The sequence below is a fragment of the Paenibacillus jamilae genome, from assembly GCF_050482105.1.
Classification (GTDB): Bacteria; Bacillota; Bacilli; order Paenibacillales; family Paenibacillaceae; genus Paenibacillus; species Paenibacillus jamilae_B.
In genome coordinates this window covers 1-619 of the sequence record NZ_JBCNHI010000064.1, presented here as the reverse complement: position 1 = coordinate 619, position 619 = coordinate 1, and the positions used below count along the sequence as shown (strand labels likewise).

1 protein-coding gene is annotated in these 619 nt (G+C 55.4%); it reads left to right on the top strand.

The features are described 5' to 3' along the window. A partial coding sequence (locus ABEW32_RS26290; RefSeq protein WP_430193246.1) for an AMP-binding protein occupies window positions 1-619 on the top strand: 619 nt, incomplete at both ends.

Below are 619 nucleotides of genomic sequence, written 5' to 3'. Positions count from 1 at the left end.
AAGGATCAAGTGGCGTATTATAATGGCTACGGTCCAACCGAAAACTCGGTGGCAACGTCCATTTGGCCGGTATCCGAGGATGAAAGGGCAGGTCAACTCATTTCCATCGGACGCCCGATGCCGAATCACCGGGTATACATGGTGGATGGGCATGGACATTTGGCTCCGGTCGGCGTAGCAGGTGAGCTGTGCGTATCCGGTCCGGGTCTGGCGCGAGGTTATCTGGATCGTCCAGAGCTGACAGCGGAGAAATTTGTAGCGAACCCGTTTGCAGCTGGTGAAACCGGCTATGAACGAATGTACCGTACAGGCGACTTGGCGAGATGGATGCCTGACGGCAACATTGAATATTTGGGCCGGATCGACCATCAGGTGAAAATCCGGGGCTACCGGATCGAATTGGGTGAAGTCGAGGCACAAATGTTGAAAGTGGAAGACGTGCAAGAGGTCATCGTATTGGCCCAGGCGGACGAGCAGGGACAAAACCAACTGGTGGCGTACTTTGTTGCCGAACGTGACGTGAGTGCTGGTGAGCTGCGCAGCTTGCTGGGTGAGGAACTGCCCAACTACATGGTGCCTTCATACTTCATCCAGCTGGGGCAGATGCCGCTGACACCGA